General features: G+C 42.5%; 14 protein-coding genes and 1 riboswitch. Of the genes, 12 read left to right on the top strand and 2 right to left on the bottom strand.

The features are described from left to right. The first annotated feature begins 7 nt into the window (after positions 1 to 7). The 6 genes from PGW42_RS07565 (at position 8) to PGW42_RS07540 (ending at position 6001) form a co-directional block, all read left to right on the top strand. Complete coding sequence (locus PGW42_RS07565) at positions 8 to 1345, top strand: MATE family efflux transporter (RefSeq protein WP_270202958.1); 1338 nt, start codon at positions 8 to 10, stop codon at positions 1343 to 1345. A gap of 43 nt (positions 1346 to 1388) precedes the next feature. Further along, positions 1389 to 1581: riboswitch (cobalamin riboswitch) on the top strand. A 209-nt stretch (positions 1582 to 1790) separates the two neighbouring features. Beyond that, positions 1791 to 2990 carry a sirohydrochlorin cobaltochelatase gene (locus PGW42_RS07560; protein ID WP_022220057.1) on the top strand — a complete coding sequence of 400 codons (1200 nt, stop codon included), beginning with the start codon at positions 1791 to 1793 and terminating at the stop codon, positions 2988 to 2990. A 23-nt stretch (positions 2991 to 3013) separates the two neighbouring features. After that, positions 3014 to 3544, top strand: a complete 531-nt coding sequence (locus PGW42_RS07555) for a hypothetical protein (protein ID WP_270202959.1) — start codon at positions 3014 to 3016, stop codon at positions 3542 to 3544. Positions 3545 to 3729: 185 nt separating this feature from the next. Beyond that, on the top strand, positions 3730 to 3999 hold the full coding sequence (locus tag PGW42_RS07550; RefSeq protein ID WP_008368773.1) for a hypothetical protein: 270 nt from the start codon (positions 3730 to 3732) through the stop codon (positions 3997 to 3999). A gap of 137 nt (positions 4000 to 4136) precedes the next feature. Then, positions 4137 to 4340, top strand: coding sequence for a hypothetical protein (locus PGW42_RS07545; RefSeq protein WP_279217451.1), 204 nt, complete (start codon positions 4137 to 4139; stop codon positions 4338 to 4340). 410 nt (positions 4341 to 4750) lie between these two features. Beyond that, the gene (locus tag PGW42_RS07540; protein WP_270202960.1) at positions 4751 to 6001 is read left to right on the top strand and encodes a saccharopine dehydrogenase family protein; all 1251 of its coding nucleotides are present in this window, start codon (positions 4751 to 4753) and stop codon (positions 5999 to 6001) included. Positions 6002 to 6109: 108 nt separating this feature from the next. On the opposite strand, the gene PGW42_RS07535 is transcribed toward PGW42_RS07540, so the two are convergent. Continuing rightward, complete coding sequence (locus PGW42_RS07535) at positions 6110 to 6985, bottom strand: LysR family transcriptional regulator (RefSeq protein WP_270202961.1); 876 nt, start codon at positions 6983 to 6985, stop codon at positions 6110 to 6112. Positions 6986 to 7422: 437 nt separating this feature from the next. On the opposite strand from PGW42_RS07535, the gene ilvD reads away from it, so the two are divergent. The 4 genes from ilvD (at position 7423) to PGW42_RS07515 (ending at position 12986) form a co-directional block, all read left to right on the top strand. After that, positions 7423 to 9105 (top strand): dihydroxy-acid dehydratase, encoded by a 1683-nt coding sequence (ilvD, locus tag PGW42_RS07530; RefSeq protein WP_270202962.1) that lies wholly within the window; start codon positions 7423 to 7425, stop codon positions 9103 to 9105. 31 nt (positions 9106 to 9136) lie between these two features. After that, on the top strand, positions 9137 to 10123 hold the full coding sequence (locus PGW42_RS07525) for an ornithine cyclodeaminase family protein (RefSeq protein ID WP_270202963.1): 987 nt from the start codon (positions 9137 to 9139) through the stop codon (positions 10121 to 10123). Between the two features lie 120 nt (positions 10124 to 10243). Continuing rightward, positions 10244 to 11656 (top strand): alanine/glycine:cation symporter family protein, encoded by a 1413-nt coding sequence (locus PGW42_RS07520; protein ID WP_270202964.1) that lies wholly within the window; start codon positions 10244 to 10246, stop codon positions 11654 to 11656. Beyond that, on the top strand, positions 11643 to 12986 hold the full coding sequence (locus tag PGW42_RS07515; protein WP_270202965.1) for an MATE family efflux transporter: 1344 nt from the start codon (positions 11643 to 11645) through the stop codon (positions 12984 to 12986). Before PGW42_RS07520 ends, PGW42_RS07515 begins: the two co-directional genes overlap by 14 nt. 100 nt (positions 12987 to 13086) lie before the next feature. On the opposite strand, the gene PGW42_RS07510 is transcribed toward PGW42_RS07515, so the two are convergent. Next, entirely contained in the window at positions 13087 to 14007 is a 921-nt protein-coding gene (locus PGW42_RS07510) for an aldo/keto reductase (RefSeq protein ID WP_270202966.1), read from the bottom strand. A gap of 330 nt (positions 14008 to 14337) precedes the next feature. On the opposite strand from PGW42_RS07510, the gene PGW42_RS07505 reads away from it, so the two are divergent. Continuing rightward, positions 14338 to 15603: an NBR1-Ig-like domain-containing protein gene (locus PGW42_RS07505; RefSeq protein WP_270202967.1), complete on the top strand. Its 1266-nt coding sequence runs from the start codon at positions 14338 to 14340 to the stop codon at positions 15601 to 15603. A 47-nt stretch (positions 15604 to 15650) separates the two neighbouring features. Continuing rightward, entirely contained in the window at positions 15651 to 20225 is a 4575-nt protein-coding gene (gene essC, locus PGW42_RS07500; protein WP_270202968.1) for a type VII secretion protein EssC, read from the top strand.

The raw sequence follows: 20225 nt of genomic DNA, 5'->3' as shown, positions 1-20225 counted from the left end.
TTAAAATATGAAAGATCTAACAAAAGGAAAACCATCCACACTGATACTGGCTTTTGCGCTGCCGATCTTTTTCGCAAATCTTCTGCAACTTACATACAGTCTTGTGGATACCAGAATTGTCGGAACTTTTTTAGGGGAGGATGCGCTGGCAGCAGTCGGCGCGACCTCAACCTTAAGCAATCTGATCATTGGATTTTTGCAAGGGCTTTCCGGAGGTTTTGCAATCATCACAGCACAGAAATTCGGGGCAAAAGACTATAAAGATGTAAAAAAATCATTTGCCATGTCACTACTTATAGGAACAGGAATTGCGTTATTTTTTACAATATTCGGTCTGTTATTTTTGCAGCCGATCTTAAAAATGCTGAATGTTCCTGCAAACCTTCTGGAAACAGCTAAAAGTTATATTTTCATAATTATCGCGGGACTTGTGGTAACTTATCTTTATGATGCCTGTGCGGCAGCGCTTCGTTCACTGGGAGACAGCGTGACACCACTTGTGATCCTGGCAATATCGGTTATCTTAAATATTATCGGAGATTTATTCTTTGTTGTAATATTAAAAAGTGGTGTAAAAGGTGCGGCAATCGCAACGGTACTTGCACAGTCGATTGCATTTATTGTTTGCTGGATTTATATGATAAAGCGATATGAACTTTTGAGGCTTGGTCGGGAAGATTTTAAAAACCCGAGTTCTGCAATGGTGAAAAATATGCTGAGTGCCGGTTTGTCTATGGGGTTTATGAGTTCTCTGGTCAATATTGGTTCTCTGACTTTGCAGACAGCGATCAATAAACTTGGAAGAGATTATATCGTGGCGCAGACAGCGGCAAGAAAGCTGACAGAAATGTTTATGCTTATGTTTGGCGTGTTTGGAAATACAATGGCAACCTATTGTGGGCAGAATCTGGGAGCGGGAAAGATAGACCGGATTAAAAGAGGAATCTGGCTTTCTATTTTATACACCTGTATCTGGTGTACATTTGCTATTATTGCAAGCTATACGATTGGAGATAAGCTTGTCTATCTGGTAACCGGAACAGATAATAAAAATGTAATTGAAAATGCAACCCGATACCTGAAGTTTGATACACTGTTCTACTATGTGACAGCGGTGATCTGTATTGTGCGAAATGCGATGCAGGGGCTGGATGATCATATTACTCCGATTGTCTCAAGCATGCTTGAAATGGTTGGGAAAATTGTGATTGCATTTACACTGGTTCCACATCTTGGATACACGGGGGTTATCATTGCGGAGCCGATTGTGTGGTTTGTTATGGTGATTCCGCTGATCGTGCAGATTTTCCGGATGCCGGTGCTGAAGCAGACAAGCCTTTCTTGACACTATTCATACGCCTGTGCTAGAATAGGCTTGTTTCAGAAAAATAAATACAGATGCGTAAGGTGTCAATCAGACGGAACGTCTGGATTGGTGAAAAGGGAAACAGGTGCAAGTCCTGTATGAACTCGTCACCGTAATTTGCAAGCTTAGGCTGTCATACCACTGGGAGACCGGGAAGGAAAGCCACAAGCGTCTGAGCAATCAGTCGGGAGACCTGCCTTTCGCAGTACAGGAACGGAAAGTTCATGCCACGAGTAACTGGCAGTACGAAAGATAGAAACTTCAGACTGATTTTGCAGAGGGCAAAATGTCAGTTTCTTTTTTGTACGCCCTCGTTAAATTTAGATACGGGGGATTTTTTTTGCTTACAAAAAATATGCTGTAAAGTGTAATGAATATCATTCCGATTCCTGAAAGTATGACAAAAAAGTCAGGGAGGATCAAGATGAAGAAACGAGTATTAGTAGCATTATTGGCAACAGCACTTACGGTGTCTATGATGACTGGATGTGGAAGCAAGAAGACAGAGGACACTTCTTCTACAAAGACAGAAGAAACATCCGAAGACAGCGATCAGGAGGCAGCAGACAAAGTGGCAAAGCTGATCGATGACATTTATGTACAGGAAAGAACAGACAAGACAGATGAACAGTGTAAGGCTGCAAAAGAAGCCTGGGATAAGCTTACTGATGCACAGAAAGAACTGGTAGAAGGCGAGAACGCTGATCCGGATTATTTTGGAAGGGATACAGGCGATGCATCGAAAGATGATCCGCTGAACGAAGATAACATCGGAGAAAATGAAATTCTGGTTGTAAGCTTTGGTACATCTTTTAATGACAGCCGTGCAGAGGATATCGGTGGTGTGGAAAAAGCACTTCAGGCAGCATATCCGGACTGGTCTGTAAGAAGAGCATTTACAGCACAGATCATCATCAACCATGTACAGGCCCGTGATGATGAGAAGATCGACAATATGGATCAGGCACTGGAAAGAGCAGTCGACAACGGGGTTAAGAACCTGGTCGTACAGCCGACACATCTGATGCATGGTGCCGAGTATGATGAACTGACAGAAGCAGTTGAGAACTACAAAGATAAATTTGAATCTGTAAAAATTGCAGAACCACTTCTCGGTGAAGTCGGAGCGGATGAAACAGCGATCAATGAGGATAAAGCAGCTGTTGCAGAAGCAATTACAGCAGAAGCTGTAAAGACAGCTGGATTTGACAGCCTGGATGCGGCAAAAGAAGAGGGAACCGCATTTGTATTTATGGGACATGGAACTTCACACACAGCAAAGATCAGCTATTCTCAGATGCAGACACAGATGGAACAGCTTGGTTATGAGAATGTATTTATCGGAACCGTAGAAGGCGAACCGGAAGATACCGCTTGTGAAGCAGTAATTGAAAAGCTCAAAAATGCAGGATACAAGAAAGTAATCCTTCGTCCACTGATGGTTGTAGCAGGAGATCATGCAAACAACGATATGGCAGGCGATGATGACGATTCTTGGAAGAGCCAGTTTGAAGCATCCGGAGTATTTGACAGTATTGATACACAGATTGCAGGTCTTGGTGAGATCGATGCGATCCAGCAGCTTTATGTGGCACATACACAGGCTGCAATTGATGCAGAATAAATAAAAAAAGAGGGATTTATAAGATGAAAAAGAAACTGTTAGTATTGGTATTATCTGCTGTAATGGCAGTGGGAATGATGAGCGGATGCGGTGCAAAATCAGACACATCAGATACGAAAGCAAAGACAGCAGAAAGCTCTTCTGCTAAAGAAGAGGAAACAGAGGAACAGACAGAGTGTGAGCTTGAAGACGGAACCTACACAGCAGAGTTCAAGACTGACAGCGGAATGTTTCATGTAAATGAAGCGAATGACGGAAAAGGAACACTCACAGTAAAAGACGGGAAAATGACGATCCATGTCAGCCTGCATTCTAAACATATCGTCAATCTTTTTGTTGGGAAAGCAAAAGATGCGAAAAAAGATGGGACAGAACTGCTGGAGCCTACAACCGATACGGTGACATACAGCAATGGTGCTACTGAAGAAGTCTATGGCTTTGATATTCCGGTCCCGGCGTTGGATAAAGAATTTGACGTTGCGCTGATCGGAACAAAAGGTGTCTGGTACGATCATAAGGTAAGTGTGACAGATCCGGTGAAAGTCGAAGAATAATTGAAGATAAGTGAAAGGACTGTTTCCCTGAGAAATGGGAAATGGTCCTTTTTTTGCTTGGGCATGAACTGGATAACACTATACTTTTATATGTCAGATAGTGTATACTAGGCAGTGGAAGATCATACAAAAGAGAGAATGTTTTGTATATAAAAACTAAAATGTGGAGAGGAAGTTAAAATACGATGTACTACGTACCAGATGGCACAAAAGAGTGTGGATTTTATGAATGTAAAAAATGTGGGAACCGTTTCTTATCCTTACAGACAATGAACCGGATCCCATGTCCGGAATGTGAGGCAGAGATCGACTATGAGATCGGACCAGACGAATCCATGGAAGATGCTCTGGACACGGCAGAATTACTGGAAAAGATCATCGGTGAAGAAGAAGTAGAGAAAATGGATGGACTTCTGAGTCTTGCAATTACCGGTGGAGACTGTAACTGGATTTAATTTTCGGTTAAAAGTGTTGAATGGGTGGTTAGGAAAAACAAACGAAGTGTGTTATAATAGAAATATGAGTAAAAGAGGGAGAAAATAGATGGATATTCATGATTTGAAAATATTTCTGACGATCGCACAGGAAGGCAGTGTTTCCAAACTATGCAGCCTTCACATTCCCATTTGTTATCAGTGCGATCGCAAGTAAACAAACTATGGCATGTGCAGCAAATATGGGACATCCAATGCCATTCCTTCAGTATGTAGTTCTGATCGAGACAATTATTGCAGCAGCACTTGTTGTTTATACTTATGTTCGTTTCATGGGGGCTATTTTCGGAGGAAAGAAATAAAAGATTTGACCGGACAGATAAAAAAGGGTAAACTTAAATTTATCAAGAATATGTCGGATGAGGGACGCCCTAGACACCGCAAGGGGCCGAAGAAGCAAAGCGTAAGGTAACATCTTCCTTTCGTGGAAACTGACAGGCAAAAAGGAAGGCGACCTGACGAATCTTTGGAGAGTGTGCAAAGAGAGCACCACCTACGAGGCTAGAACCAACTGGTAAAAGGACAGAGAAAACAGATGAACGATTTATTTCGTGCGTCTGTTTTTCTGTCCTTTTTATATGGGCACTTATATGAGATGGGATTGTTAGCAGGGGTACGTGGTGGCATACAAAAGTAATATCCGAGGAAGAAGGGAAAGGGCATTTTTTGAATAAAATTTGACAGAAGAAAAGGAAAAGCAGGAGGAAAAAAGATGAGAATGATGCTTGTGGGAGCCGGTGCTGTCGGTGAAAGTATTTTAAAAGTAATGCAGTGGAGAGACCGGAAGGGGGAATGGCTGAAATATGTTCTGGTCTGTGACTATGATCTAAAAAGGGCAGAAGAAGTTGTTACTATGATGAAGGGGGATACCCGTTTTGAAGCTTCTAAGATCGATGCGACAAATACAGAGGAAATGGCAGAAATGATCCGGGAACATAAGATTGATTTTGTGATGGATGCGGCACCGCCTTTTGCAAGTAATATGATTTTTGACGCTGCGTTTAAAACAGGTGCAGACTACGGAAGTATGGGAACCTGGTCTGTACCTATGGAAGATCCGGCGTATGGTCTGGGAATCGAGAACAGCTATACAGAACCGATGACAAAATACAATTTTGACCGTCATGAAGCCTGGAAGAAACAGGGGAATATGGCTGTAATCTGTATGGGGATTGATCCGGGAGTTGTAAATGTATTTGCAAAATACGCAGCGACAGAGCTTCTGGATGAGATCACAGAAGTTCATGTAAAAGACGGCGGAAATCTGTCTGTTCCTGGTGCAGATCCGGATGATATCATGTTTGGATTCAACGTGTGGACAGTGCTGGATGAGGTGATGAATCCGAATGTGGAGTATGATAAAGATAAGGGTGGATTTATCGTAGAAAAAGCATTTGCAGGCCAGGAAGTTTACGAGATGCCGGAAGGAGTAGGAAAGAATACTCTGGTAAAGGTAGAGCATGAGGAAGTTGTGACGATGGCCCGTTATTTAAGCCAGTATGGATTAAAAAAGGCAACCTTCAAGATCAGCCTTGACGAAAATCTGATCACTGCACTCAAAGTGCTTGATAAACTTGGACTTCGCAGTATCAAGCCGGTGCAGGTAGGAGATGTGAAAGTAGTTCCAAGAGATGTGGTTGCAGCCTGTGCACCGCAGCCAAAAGATATCGGAGATGAGATGACCGGAAAAATGCTGGTCGGAGTACATTGTGTCGGAAAGAAAGACGGAAAGGAAAAAGAATACTTCCTGTATCAGCCATTTGATAATCAGGAGTCTATCGAAAGATGGGGAACCCAGGCTGTTACCGCCCAGACAGGATTTGGAGCAGCACTTGCACTGGAGCTGATCGGAAGAGGAATCTGGAAAGAAGCTGGGGTCTATGCACCGGAATATTTTGATCCGAAACCATACCTTGAATTAATGAAAGAAAGTGGTTATAAATACGGAATTATAGAGAAATAATCTGGATGCGCTCAGAGATGGTCTGAGAAAATAAACAAAATAAAATTACGCGCAGAAACGGTACAAAGTCATAGAAGAACTTTGTACCGTTTTGTGTGTGACAGGAAATCAGATCAGCTTACATTCTTTGGCCCATTTGGTGACAAAGGTAAGAAACTTATCAAGTGCAGGAGAGAGTTCAGGTGTATCCAGATAGGCTACGGACAGATTCCTGCGGAAGTGTTCGGTAAAGGAACGGACACAGACGTTGAATGGAATATTATGAAGCAGAAGTTTGGGAAGTACAGTGATGCCAAAGCCCTGTTCCACCATTTTAATCGCGGTATAGTCTTCATTGATCCGAAATCTTACGTTAGGCGTGATATGGTTTAATCGGAATAATTTTCCGGTTTCATAATCAAAATCATCGGCGGAGAGAACAAAATCCTGTCCGTCAATATCGGCAAAAGATACCGTCAGCTGATCGGCAAGAGGATGGTCCAGGGAAGTAACCAGAACCAGTTCGTCGGTGCCGACAGGAAGATTTGGGAAATCCTTTGCGACATATTGCGAAACAAAAATACAGTCCAGTTCTTTTTTGTGAAGCTTTTCCGTCAGGTTCTGAAATCCGTCAACATAGAGCCGAAAGGTGATATTCGGGTATTCGGCAGAAAAATTTTTCAGTACTCCGGGGAGCCAGTTATAGGCAATGCTCTGCACCGTTCCGATGCGGATAAAGCCACTGTCCAGATTATTGATATTTGATACAATCTGATTGATCCGTGTATTGGCGGAGCGGATATGCATAAGCTCCTCAAAGATGGGTTCTGTTCCGGGAAGCGCTTCCATTCCGTTTTTTGAACGCTTGAACAGCTTAAGACCAATCTCTTTTTCATAATTGCGAATGGTCTGGCTGACAGCTGATTGTGTGTAGTTGTGTTTTTGAGCAGCTTTTGAGATGCTCTGATTCTCATAGACATCAAGAATCACATCGTATTTAGACATGATGAAACCTCCCGTGGTGTTGATAAACAATGCTCTTTTACTATCTTACTTAATATAAGGAAGATAATCAATATCCGTGGGATTTTATTATAAATTTGTAACTGTTCAGAGCCAAGCAAAATTTCATAAAACAGGTGTAAAATGCTTGCATTTTTAAGACTGTTTTTGAAATTTTATTTGGCGGATACGCCACACCGACAAAATGCGTAGCATTTTGGAGGTTGGCTCTGAACAGTTACATAAATTTTTTTAAAATCAAACATAAGAAAAAGTGAAAATATAAGCGCAAATCAAAGAGTTAACAATGTATTAAGAAAAAGTGAAGTCTGATATCAGTTTTACAGACTTTTCAATGACCGGAAACTGGAATAGCATAGAAGCAGGGGAATGAAATTCAAAGGCTTTTAACATGTATCATGAATTAAAGGAGAAGAATAATGGGATACAATTACTGGAACGGAACAGAAGCGGCACACCGCCGTGTTATGATGAAGGCGGCAGGATATTCGGATGAAGATATCCGTCAGAAACCGCATATCGGAATACCGAATTCTTATATGGCAGGTTCTCCCGGAACTGCGCATCTTCGTCAGGTGACAGAAGCTGTAAAAGAGGGAATCTGGGCAGCAGGAGGAATCCCGGTAGAATTTGGAATCCCGGCTACTTGCGGAAATGTGGCAAATGGTGCGGATGAGATGAAGTATGAGCAGGTAGGAAGAGATATCGTGGCAATGTCCATCGAATTTGTATCCAGAATACATAATTTCGATGCGATCTGCTGTGTGGCATCCTGTGATCTGATCATTGCCGGATGTTATCTGGCAGCGTGCAGACTGGATATTCCGGCTCTGGTAGTGACCGGGGGATCAATGCAGGCCGGAAATTACTGTGGTAAGACAGTTGTAGAGGCAGATCTGGATGCGGCAAGATTCTCAGGTGCTTCCGAAGCTGAGTTATTTGAAATGGAAGAAAGTGTCTGCCCGTCTTTTGGTGCATGCCCTTCTATGGGAACAGCGAACACGATGCAGATGTTAGGTGAGGTATTGAACCTTGTTATGCCGGGAACATCTACGATTCCTGCATCAGATAATGCAAGACTTCGTGCTGCAAGAACAGCAGGAAAATATATGGTACAGCTTGCCAGATCCGGAAAGACACCAAAGGATCTGATTACCAAAGATGTTCTGGAAAATGCGATCATGTTTGATATGGCAGTTGCAGGATCAACCAATGCGGTACTGCATATCCTGGCATACGCATATGAACTTGGTATCAAGCTTACACTGGCAGATTTTGAAAAGTATGCGAAGAAAATTTACTGCATCAATGCAGTGATTCCAAGCGGACCGTATACAGTTGTAGATTTTCATTATGCCGGCGGTGTAAAGCAGGTTATGAAGCAGCTTGCCGGTAAAATCCACACCGACGCGCCAACGATTTACGGGGATACAACTTGGGGTGAACTCCTCGATTCTGTGAAAAGCGCGCCAAATAAAGTCATTCATTCGCTGGAAGATCCTGTAGCAAAAGAACCGGGACTTAAAATCATGCGGGGAAATATTTCTCCGGCAGGAGCGATCGTACGTCCGACAGCAGTGTATGAAGAAGTAAAATACATCAAGGGTGCGGCAAAAGTGTATGAATGCGATCAGGATGCGTATAAAGCCATTATGGCAGGCGAGATTGTCGCGGGGGACATTCTTGTTATCCGCTATGAAGGATGTAAAGGAGCACCGGGTATGAAAGAGCTGATGCTTAGTATCGATGCTCTGATCGGACTTGGACTTGATAAAAAGGTTGGGCTTATCACAGATGCACGTTTCTCCGGATTCAACTACGGAGCAATCGTCGGACATGTTTCTCCGGAAGCCTACGACGGCGGTGTGATCGCCCTGATCGAAAATGGTGATGAAATTGAGATGGACATTGCAGGGGGAACCGTCAATCTTCTCGTATCCGATGAGGTCTTGGCAGAAAGAAGAAAATCCTGGGTACGTCCGCCGCTTAAGCAGCAGAAGGGTGTTTTAAATATTTACGCACAGAACTGCAGACCGGCAGAAGAAGGCGGTGCAATGCAGCCATGGGCACTGGATGCAGACTACGGATATCATCACGAATAAAAGTATTGGTATGGATAAGGAGAGAACGGGTATGTTATTGCTTTCAAAAGAGGATATTAAATGTGTAATTACAATGAAAGATATGATCGAAGCGGATAAGCAGGCATTTAAGATGGTTGTCGATGGCACGGTAGATACACCGCTTCGTACAGTCATCAATGGAAAATATGACGGCGCATTTCTGTTTATGCCGGCCTATGCTCCGGAATTAGATGCAGCAGCCATGAAGGTGATCAACATTTTTCCACACAATATCGATAACAATCTGATGACATCACCGGCGCAGACCATGCTGATCGATGGAAAGACAGGATATGTGATCGCGATGCTGGATGGAACTTATGTGACACAGCTTCGTACGGGGGCTTCTTCCGGTGCAGCATTCGATCTGCTTGGAAAAAAGGAATGTAAAAAAGGTGCAATGATCGGTACAGGGGGACAGGCAGCAGCTCAGCTTGAAGCAATGTTTGCAGCCAGAAAGCTGGAAGAAGTAAAGATCTTTGACCTGAATGAAGAAAGATGCAAAGCATTTGCCGAAGAAATGCAGAAGGAACTGGCTAAATACGGTGCAACAATCATACCGGCTAAGGATTCAGATGACTGTATCGAAGATGCAGATCTTATTATTACTGTGACTCCTTCCGCAAAACCGGTGTTTGACGGAACAAAGGTAAAGGCTGGTGCAACTATCAGCTGCGTAGGTACTTATGAACCTCATAAGCATGAGCTGGATCCGGCAGTTCTGCCGAGAGCATCTAAGATCATCTGTGATTCAAAAGAGGCGGCACTTTCAGAAACGGGAGATCTTCTGATTCCGATCGCAGACGGAATCATTACAGAAGAGGATGTGCTTGGAAGTCTTGGAGATGTGATCAATGGAAAGATCAAAGGACGTGAAAATGACGAAGAAATTATCGTATATGAAACTGTAGGAGTTGCTGCGCAAGATCTGGTAGCAGCAAAAGTGATTTATGATAAGGCAGTAGAAGCCGGAAAAGGACTTCGCTGGGGAGAATAATCTAAAAAGAGGATGTAAATACAAAAAACACGGAATATTTCCGTGTTTTTTGTATTTTAAAGAATAGCTTTGTGATAAGATAAACGAGAACAATAATTTAAAGAAAAGGAAACAAGAGAAATGATAACTACATGGATTCAGGCAGTATACCAATTTTTATGGGGAGATCTTTTCAGGATACCACTTCCGGGAGGCTCCTCTTTTGGTGTGTCATTGCTTATTATTTTACTGATTCCCACAGGAATCTATTTTACGATCAGAACAAGATTTTTGCCGGTTCGTCTTTTTGGAGATATGGTTCGCGCGCTTACCGGGAAAAAGAAGGAAGATGGCAGTCTGTCGACTTTTCAGACACTGATCGTCTCAACTGCAACAAGAGTCGGAATGGGAAATCTGGTAGGAGTAGTCGCTGCCGTTTCCGCAGGCGGTGCCGGTGCGGTATTCTGGATGTGGATCACAGCAGTCATCGGTTCTTCAACCGCTTTTATCGAGGCAACGCTTGCACAGCTTTATAAAGAGAAAGATCCGCTTTACGGAGGCTACCGCGGAGGTCCGGCATATTATATGCATCATTATGTAGAGAGACGGACAGGAAAGACAAAGAAACATGTCTGCATTGCGGTGCTCTTTGCAATCTCAGGGCTTATCTGCTGGGCCGGGATCAGTCAGGTGATCAGTAATTCGGTTGCATCTTCTTTTGAAAATGCATTTGGGATTCCGCCAATTTTTACGACGGTGATTCTGGTAGCCGTTGCGGCAGTGATCGTACTGCGAAAAAATGCCACAGTAAAGGTGTTGGATATTCTGGTTCCAATCATGGCAGTCTGCTATTTTGTGATTACGATAGTCATTATCTTGTTGAATATCCGAAGCCTTCCGGGTGTATTTGAGCGGATTATCCAGGAAGCGTTTGGAATCCGTCAGGCAGCAGCCGGAGGGTTCGGAGCAGTTCTTATGAATGGTGTAAAAAGAGGGTTATTTTCCAACGAAGCGGGTTCGGGATCAGCACCATGCGCAGCTGCGGCTGCAGAATGTGATACGCCTGTAAAAGCAGGATTTATACAGGCATTGGGTGTATTTATAGATACAATTGTGATCTGCAGCTGTACGGCGATGATCATGCTTCTTGTGCCGGAAAAGATGATAGCAGGACTGGAAGGAATGGAACTTTTGCAGACAGCAATGAATTATCATCTCGGTAAATTTGGCGTGATCTTTATTGCGGTTACGTTGTTCCTTTTCAGCTTTTCAACGTTTCTTGGAATCCTGTTTTATGCAAGAGGAAATGTGGCATATCTTTTAGGGGATAAGTGGTGCTGGCAGACAGCATATAAAATCCTCGCACTTGTGATGCTCTTTATCGGAGGAATTGCGGCTTATCATATTGTATGGGATCTTGGCGATGTGGGAATCGGACTTATGACGATTTTTAATATTGTGACTTTGTATCCTATGGGTGGAGAGGCACTGGAGGAATTGAGGAAGTACGAAAAAAATAAACAGCAGGAGGAACTGGAGGATGTCAAAAGATGAATATTTAATTACAGATGCACCTCTTAAAGCATTAACTGTTTTTGCAATGCCTATGATTTTAGGCAGCTTTTTTCAACAAGTATATAATATGGCTGATTCTATTATCGTAGGTCAGTTTGTTGGTTCGTCTGCACTGGCGGCAGTCGGTGCCTGCGCCGCACTTACGAATGTCTTCATTTGTATAGCATTGGGTGCCGGTGTAGGTGCAGGAGTGCTCGTGAGCCGTTATTTTGGAGCCAGAGATTATAGTAAAATGAAAACAATTGTGTCAACATCATTGATCAGCTTCCTGATTCTAAGCGTACTTCTGGGTATATTTGGCTTTTGTTTTTCCCATTCGATGATGAGTTTATTACAGACACCTGCTGATATACTGGATGAAGCAGTACTATACCTTCGTGTTTATTTTGTGGGATTTCCGTTTCTGTTTATGTATAACATCCTTTCAACGATGTTTACTTCGATCGGTGAATCAAAGATTCCATTGGGACTGTTGATATTTTCTTCTATTTTGAATATTTTTATGGATCTCTGGATGGTAGCCGGATTTGGTTTGGGGGTATTTGGTGCAGCTCTTGCAACCCTCATTGCGCAGGGGATTTCGGCAGTGTTTTCACTTTTGATTTTCTTTAGCCGGATGCGTCGATATAAAAGTCATTTTGACTGGTTTGACGGGAAGGAATTGCATTCCATGCTTCGGATCGCTGTGCCATCTGTTCTTCAGCAGTCTACAGTGTCAATTGGCATGATGATCGTACAGGCAGTTGTAAATCCATTCGGTACACAGGCACTTGCCGGTTATTCGGCAACGATGCGGGTAGAGAACGTTTTTTCACTGATTTTTGTATCCATTGGAAATGCAGTTTCACCGTATGTTTCCCAGAATTTTGGCGCAAAGAAAATGGAACGTATCAAAAAAGGATATCATGCGGCACTGGTATTGGATTTATGTTTTGCAGTTCTTGCTTTTATAGTCATTGAAACGCTGCATACCCAGATTTCCTCGTTATTCCTGGGGAAAGACGGAACCGCCCTGGCATATCAGGTGTCCGGGGATTATATGAGATGGCTTGGTTACTTTTTCATTTTTATGGGTATCAAGATGGCAACAGATGGAGTACTCCGTGGACTTGGTGTTATGCGCCCGTTTCTCGTTGCCAATATGGTAAACCTTGCAATCCGCCTGGCAGTTGCTTTGATTTTTGCACCTCGTTTTGGTATCGAATTTGTCTGGCTTGCTGTACCGGCTGGCTGGTTTGCCAATTTTGTGATTTCCTATGTGGCACTTAGAAAATCGTGGCCAACTGATAAAGCAGCTTCAGTTTGCTAACTGTCTGTTTATTCCGGAAATAGAATTACCCGCACCAACGGTGCGGGTAATAGCATAAGTCAGCAAGAATATAAAATCAGAAATATAATGCCAAAAATCCTTATGGAAGCGGATGACCTGCAGCCAGGTACAGCTCATACCATTCTTCACGAGTCAGTGTTATCTCACATGCTGCGATAATTTCTTTCAGGCGGCTTTCGCTTGTAGTTCCGGTAATGATTTGCATATTTGCCGGGTGGCGTAAAATCCACGCAGCCGCAATGGTAGTGTCGCTGACATTATATTTTTCAGCCAGTACATGAAGCTTTTGATTCAGTTCCGGGTATTCGTCACTTCCGAGAAAGCATCCTTTCCATGCCGGCATCTGAAATGGTGACCAGGCCTGGAGGGTGATATCGTGGAGGCGGCAGTAGTCGAGCAGACTTCCGTCGTGGTCAATTGAACCGGGGGTTTCCATATTGACTTCCATGCCATTTGCAACAAGATTGGAAACCGGAATGCTGAATTGAACCTGGTTGACAACGAGCGGTTGGCAGACATACTTCTGTAGCAGTGCAATCTGCATCGGTTTGTGGTTTGAAACACCAAAATGGCGGACCTTTCCGCTCTCAAACAGAACATCAAATGCGGCAGCAACCTCTTCCGGTTCTACGAGTGCATCCGGACGGTGAAGCAGCAGAAGATCGAGATAATCTGTCTGAAGCCGTTTTAAAATACCATCGACAGATTTCAAAATGTGCTCTTTTGAGAGATCATAATAACCTTGCCGGATGCCGCATTTTGACTGCAGGTAAATATCTTCCCGTTTCAGGGATGGATCGCCGGCAAAGGCTTCGCCGAACACAATCTCGCTCATACCGCCGCCATAGATATCCGCATGATCGAAGAAATATGCGCCCTGTTCCAATGCAGAGTGAATGAAATGGTTCATTTCCTTCTTCGATTTTTCAGAAAGTCGCATGCATCCGACTGCAATGGAAGGAATTTTTTGCAGATGATTGCCCAAAATAGTTTCTCTCATGATAAAAATCTCCTTTGTAATGATTTGATATTCGCGGAATTTTTCCGTAAAGCAAGTATGGAAGAAGTCCGGAAGTAAAGAAATAATAATTGTTATACTTTGGACCATGGTATCATCATATCATAGAAGCGCACTCGAGGGTCAATGAAAAAGAGATAAAAGACGAAATTCCTACGAACTGTGAAGTTAAGCAGTTTGTAGGAATTTTTTTGGAAAAAATTACAACCTAAAAATCAATGTAAATACAACCTTATAATGTTAAAATAAACATGCATATTCAACATATTTGTTGAAAAATAATGGTGCTTGAATAAAGGAGGGACAGCCGGAATGAATTTAAAAGAAGTTTATGAGATTTTTTATCCGGGCAAATGTAAAGAAAATCCATCTGTGTGGAATGTTCCCCCCAAATACCGTTCGAAAAAAGATTTTTTTGAAGAACTTCTTCCAATGGAAATACGATGGATCAATTTTAAAATCTGGAATGATAAAGCACGAAGAAGCAGATTTTTTTCGAATTGTAAAGGAGAAGCCCGATATATTGCATCATTACGCACATTTTTATTTGAACAACCATGGACTATCTCGAGGATAGAAGGAAAAGCGAATGAGCTTTTGAGTGGTCAGATTTCCGAAAAGGTTATGAATGAAAGCTTTTTACGGATTGTAGAGAAAGAAGGAATCGAGATTTCGAGGAAGCTTAGATCATATTTGTTTGATGACGAGACAAATCAGTTGAAAACAAAATGGGGGAACGTACTGACGTTTTATGTTCTACTGGCTATTTTACCGGAAGAAATTAATCAGATTTACGTACAGTATTTGTATAATCAAGAACAGAGTGCGCAACTTAAGGGAGAAGAGGAGAGTAATGGTGCAGCAATAAAAGATGCTGCATTATTTCAATATGAATATCCACCGGATATGAGCATTGTATCGCCGGGAGAAAAAATAAATCATACATGGGTAATCAAAAATGTAGGGGATACTCTATGGGAGAATCGATATTATGAATGTAATCAGTCTATGATGGAATTAGATGAAAAAAACAGAATTCTTCAGATTCCGAAATTTGTTTACCCGGGAGATAAAGTGTCTCCAAGTGTATCATTTTATGCACCGGACAAACCGGGAACTTATGTTATGAACTGGAAAATGAAGGATAGCAAAGGAAAGATTGTTTTCCCGGATAAATTGGGAATAGGATTGCATTTCATGGTAATGGATTTTGAAGAGGATAAAGCAATCCGGGGTGAAAATTATAATGTAATAGAAGAAATACCTCGACTTTCTGTCCCGATTATTGCAGGGAATTTGTATTCTCACACCTGGATTATTCAAAATACAGGAATGACTATTTGGAATGAGTATTATTTGGAGTGTATCAACGGAGATAACTTTTCTTACGTGAAAAAGGAATTATGCGTACCACTTAAAGCGCATGTTATGCCGGGGGAAAAAATCTCTGTCAAAGTGGAATTCGCAACGCCACCGATAGAAGGTATCTATACCATGGTCTGGCAAATTATGAAGAAAGACGGAACACCGGCGTTTGCAAAAAACAGGAGGCTGGAGGTTCTGTTGAATCTGATATAAAAGATGTCGGAAACCATTTGTTTAGAGGAAGGAATCAGAGGAACAGTATGAGTTATGTAGTTACAATTTTCACTGAAAAGCATTTATATCGGGTGAATATTGAAGAAGGAACAAAATATACCATTGGATCTGGTGAAAAAGATGCATTTCCGATGTCAGAGCTTGGCGTAGACGGGCAACTTGGGATCTGTTTTCATGCAAAAAAACAAATCCTGAAGTTGAATGCAAAAAAAATCCCCTTGTCAGTAAAGGAAATGAAAGAAGAAGCTAAGTTAGTTAATATTTGTGAATTTCCGAAAATAGAAGTAAGGTTTACCAGGGATACCGGAGAATATTCAGAATCATATCCGATTCCTTATGAGTGTCAGATTCATATCGGAAGATCTAAAAAAAATGATATTGTGTTAAATGATTCTTATGTGAGCAGAAATCACCTGCTCATTACATCTGAAAGAGGAAAAATACGAATAGAGGATTTAGGGAGTAAATATGGCACTTATCTGAATGGAAGTCCCCTTAAAAAGGCAATGCTGAAATCCGGTGATGAAATTGATATTTGTGATTTGCGTATTATTTGCAAAGAAAACACTTTATATTTTTATAATCTTCATGAAACACCGGAACTCAAATATCAGAAAGAGATAAATCATCCTGGGATGGCGACGAATATTGTTTCTATGCAGAAAGGGTATCCGGTATACCATCGTTCGCCGAGAATCAGAGAATCCTTGCCTGTGGATGAGGTGAGATTGTCGCATTTACCTAATAAACCACAAAGATTTTCTATCAGGAAAGCCAACTTTTTGCCACTTTTAAGTAGTGGCGCCATGGCAGGAGCTTCGCTTGCAATGTCGAGTTTTTCTCCTGCTATGCTTGCTATGCGTGCAGCAATGATGATTTCCCCTGTTGGAAGCCTGATTGGAAATAGCAATAAAAAAGCGCGTAAGATGCTTATGGTCGAAGAGGAAGAACGTTTCCAGAAATATGCGGACTATATTGCAGGAGAAAAAGCGCATATTCATGCTATCGGAAAAAAACAAAAGGAAATCATAAACCAGGAGAATCCTTCGCCGGAAATATGCGAAACAATTCTGAATAAGATGTCGACTTCTTTATGGGAGAGAACAGCGACAGACTCTGATTTTCTGCAGGTCAGAATGGGCGCCGGGTATGCCCCTCTTTGTGTAGATGTAAAGCCGCCTACAGATGTCAACGATTTCCATATGGAAAGGGATGAACTGGAGGAGCTGACAGACCGTATTATACAGGAGACTCATTTGGTAGATGATGTCCCTGCCAGACTGGATCTTTTAAAGTATAGTTCTGTAGGCGTGATCGGAAACAGGGGCAAGGTGACAGACTTATTAAAGAATATACTGGTTTCGCTTTCTACATTGCACTTTTTCAGAGATGTTCGTATTGTAGGCGTTTTTGATCCGGAAGAAGAGGAAGAATGGAAATCTTTGCGCTGGCTTCCTCATATCTGGGACGATGAATTGCAGACCAGATATTTGAATTTTGATCCGCTTACAGAAGAATCTCTTGCAAGTCTTTCGCTGAATAGTGAAAAAGGATATGTAGATTCTTATGCTAAATTCCGTGAGAAAGTAAACAGTATCATTGCGGAACGAAAGGATCCGGATTTTCAGGCGAAGTGGAAAAATGGGACGAGTCCGATTCCACATTATATTTTTCTTTTCGCTTCCAGGAAAAAAACGGAGTGCTTTTTATCAATGCTTTCCGAAAATGATCCTGCTATGGGGATATCAACAATCTTTTTATATGATGAACAGTATTATCTGCCGAATTTCTGCCAGTATATTGTAAATGTGGATGATCCGTATGATGACAGAACGGCCACCGCTTTTTATAAATACAGAGCAGATGAGAAAATGTGGTTTACCATGGATCAGCCGATTCCACAGAGAAAGTTTGATGCGTTTTGCAGACAGATGTCGGCTATCGAGGTTGAAGATGCTGTCAAGGGACAGATCCCGGTTTCGCTTACCTTTCTGCAATGCATGGATACAAACAAGGTACGCGACCTGAACGTGCTGGAAAGATGGAAAAAGAATGATAGCGCTGTGAATATCACTGCGCCGTTAGGGGAAGGTGAAGGCGGCAAGCTGTTTTCATTATCTCTTCACAGACACTGCTCTCATGGTCTTGTCGCAGGTATGACAGGATCGGGAAAGAGTGAACTGCTTATTTCATGGCTTTTATCTATTGCATGTAATTATCATCCGGAGGATGTTTCTTTTGTAGTGATTGATTATAAAGGCGGAAGTACGGCAACATCGCTTGAAAAGCTTCCACATGTTTGTGGAATTATTACGGATGTTGGCAGTGGGATTGACAGATGTTTTCAATCGCTGGAGCATGAGCTGAGGCGAAGAGAAGCCATTTTTGCTTCGGTAGGTGCAAAGGATATCAAGGAATACATAAAAGGATATCACAAGGGTGAGTTTAAAGGAGCGGTGCCAAGACTTCTGATCGTATTTGATGAATTTAAAGAGCTGATCAAGGAAAGACCGGTTGTCAAAAAAATAGTTGACTCCATAGCTGCAAAAGGAAGTTCTCTGGGCGTACATCTGATTCTGGCTACCCAAAGTCCGGCAGATGCAGTAGATGAGGGAACCTGGAATAATACCCAATATCAGATTTGTATGAAGGTGCAAAATGCTGCCGCCAGCAAGGTGATGATTCATGAACCGGATGCGGCGATGATTACACAGGCAGGAAGAGCTTATGTAAGAGTCGGAACTTCCGAAAAGGCAGAAATTTTCGCGTTGATCCAATCCGCCTGGTCCGGAGCTCCTTATCAGGAAAATAAAGAGCAGGGTGCTTTGGAAGTGCGCTATGTAGAAGTAGATGGATCGCGTATCAAAACAGTAGAAGAAAACCACACCCGATTTGTTTCGGATAAGAAAGAAATTGAGGCAGTGATAGCTTATATAGCAAGAACAGCAGAAGCGGCAGGTATAGAGAAGCAGCCATCGCCGTGGAAAACAGAACTTCCAGATCTCTTTAGCTGGAAGAAACTGCCGGTTGAGGGTGGCTTTGACGGAGAAAAATGGGAGATGACAGATGCTCCTTGGTTATCAGTGCCGATAGGTATTTTTGACAGACCGGAGCTTCAGGTGCAGGGAATACAGTATATGGATTTCCTGAAGGAAGGCAATTTCGGTGTCTTTGGAAGCTCGCAGACAGGAAAGACATCATTGCTCCGGACGATTGCAACATCTTTATGCCGTATGTATTCTCCGCAGGATATGCATCTTTATATCATTGCGGATATGGCAGGTATGGAGGCCTTCCCGCAGGTGGGAGGCGTTGTGGGATCCGGACAGGAAGAGAAGCTGGGTAAGCTTATAAATATGCTGATCAGTTTCCTGAACGAGAGAAGAAAAATCTTCAATCAGGAGAGAGTGGATTCTCTGAAAGCTTACCGGGAACTGGTTAGTGAAGAGATGCCGGCTGTTTTTGTTTTGATTGATCGCTTCAGTGGTATTCTGGAATCGAACCAGGATTATAAAGACGTATTTGTCCGTCTTTTTAGCGAGGGTCCATCAAAAGGAATCTATTTTGTTTATACAGGTGTGAACAATACAGGCGTGCCTTATAAGCTGACGGCAAATGTTTCCGGGGCTATTTCTTTCATGCAGTCTGACCGAAGTGAATACAGCACTTTAATAGGACAGGTGAGAGAGGCAAGATTGCCGGATAGAGTAGGTAATGCTCTGATCAAAGTAAATCAGGAACTGATCAATTTCCAGAAGGCAATGTATGAACCTGGAGAAAATGATAAAGAGCGTGAAATGGCTTTGAAAGCAGAAGCAGAGGGCATGACAAGAGCCTGGAAAGGAAAACCTGCTTTGAGAATACCGGTTCTTCCAGAAAGCATTTCTGTGAAAAGTATGGCAGATCTCAGTAGCAACGAGCAGGGAATTGCCGTTGGACTGGATGCAGAAAGCATAGAAGCGGTTCATGTAATGCCTGGAGAAACGACGGCAATGGCAGTTACCGGAAGAGTTGGATGTGGAAAGAGCGCAATGCTTCGCAGAATAGGACGGATGGTACTGGAAGTGAATGGCAATACACTTTTATATTGCCTGGACTCAGAGAGAAAATCTCTGGCTGACTTGCAAGAGAGGGGAACTGCTTATGCGCAACTGTCAGAAACTGAGAAAGTACAGGATTTATTTTCCCAGATCTTCAAAGAACTGACAGATCGCATGCGAAAAAGAAAAGAAGCTGCGGCCGAAATCACGGAAGAGCCTTGGATGATCCTGCTTATCGATGACATCAAAGAATGCAGCAAGTTACCGGATGATATACAGCTGCAGTTACACAGGATTATGACAAAGACAAAAGGTTATGGTGTGCTGGTCCTCTGTGGAATCCGTCAGGGTGATCTTTTCAATTTTTATACGCAGGATCAGCTTGGTGTGGACCTCAAATCTTCCGGTGTTGCTCTGGCTTTGTCAGATACGGCAGTGCATTATGAAGGCTTTTATAAGAATAATTTTACGCAAAGCCAAAGAAATGCAGAGCTAGAAAAAGGCTTTGGAATCTTTTTTGCAGGCAATGGCAGCAGGAAGATCAAGTGCATAGATAGTTAG

The organism is Coprococcus sp. TM115-187, assembly GCF_027679115.1.
Classification (GTDB): domain Bacteria; phylum Bacillota; class Clostridia; order Lachnospirales; family Lachnospiraceae; genus Allocoprococcus; species Allocoprococcus comes.
The sequence above is the reverse complement of the archived record's forward strand: the minus strand, read 5'-3'. Positions and strand labels throughout refer to the sequence as shown.

Excerpts from the sequence above, each read along its gene's own strand:
- PGW42_RS07510 (WP_270202966.1), bottom strand. The coding sequence starts at position 14,007 with ATGAGAGAAACTATTTTGGGCAATCATCTGCAAAAAATTCCTTCCATT.
- essC (WP_270202968.1), top strand. The coding sequence starts at position 15,651 with ATGAGTTATGTAGTTACAATTTTCACTGAAAAGCATTTATATCGGGTG.
- PGW42_RS07565 (WP_270202958.1), top strand. The coding sequence starts at position 8 with ATGAAAGATCTAACAAAAGGAAAACCATCCACACTGATACTGGCTTTT.
- PGW42_RS07515 (WP_270202965.1), top strand. The coding sequence starts at position 11,643 with ATGTCAAAAGATGAATATTTAATTACAGATGCACCTCTTAAAGCATTA.
- PGW42_RS07555 (WP_270202959.1), top strand. The coding sequence starts at position 3,014 with ATGAAAAAGAAACTGTTAGTATTGGTATTATCTGCTGTAATGGCAGTG.
- PGW42_RS07540 (WP_270202960.1), top strand. The coding sequence starts at position 4,751 with ATGAGAATGATGCTTGTGGGAGCCGGTGCTGTCGGTGAAAGTATTTTA.
- PGW42_RS07535 (WP_270202961.1), bottom strand. The coding sequence starts at position 6,985 with ATGTCTAAATACGATGTGATTCTTGATGTCTATGAGAATCAGAGCATC.
- PGW42_RS07525 (WP_270202963.1), top strand. The coding sequence starts at position 9,137 with ATGTTATTGCTTTCAAAAGAGGATATTAAATGTGTAATTACAATGAAA.
- PGW42_RS07560 (WP_022220057.1), top strand. The coding sequence starts at position 1,791 with ATGAAGAAACGAGTATTAGTAGCATTATTGGCAACAGCACTTACGGTG.
- PGW42_RS07520 (WP_270202964.1), top strand. The coding sequence starts at position 10,244 with ATGATAACTACATGGATTCAGGCAGTATACCAATTTTTATGGGGAGAT.
- ilvD (WP_270202962.1), top strand. The coding sequence starts at position 7,423 with ATGGGATACAATTACTGGAACGGAACAGAAGCGGCACACCGCCGTGTT.
- PGW42_RS07505 (WP_270202967.1), top strand. The coding sequence starts at position 14,338 with ATGAATTTAAAAGAAGTTTATGAGATTTTTTATCCGGGCAAATGTAAA.
- PGW42_RS07550 (WP_008368773.1), top strand. The coding sequence starts at position 3,730 with ATGTACTACGTACCAGATGGCACAAAAGAGTGTGGATTTTATGAATGT.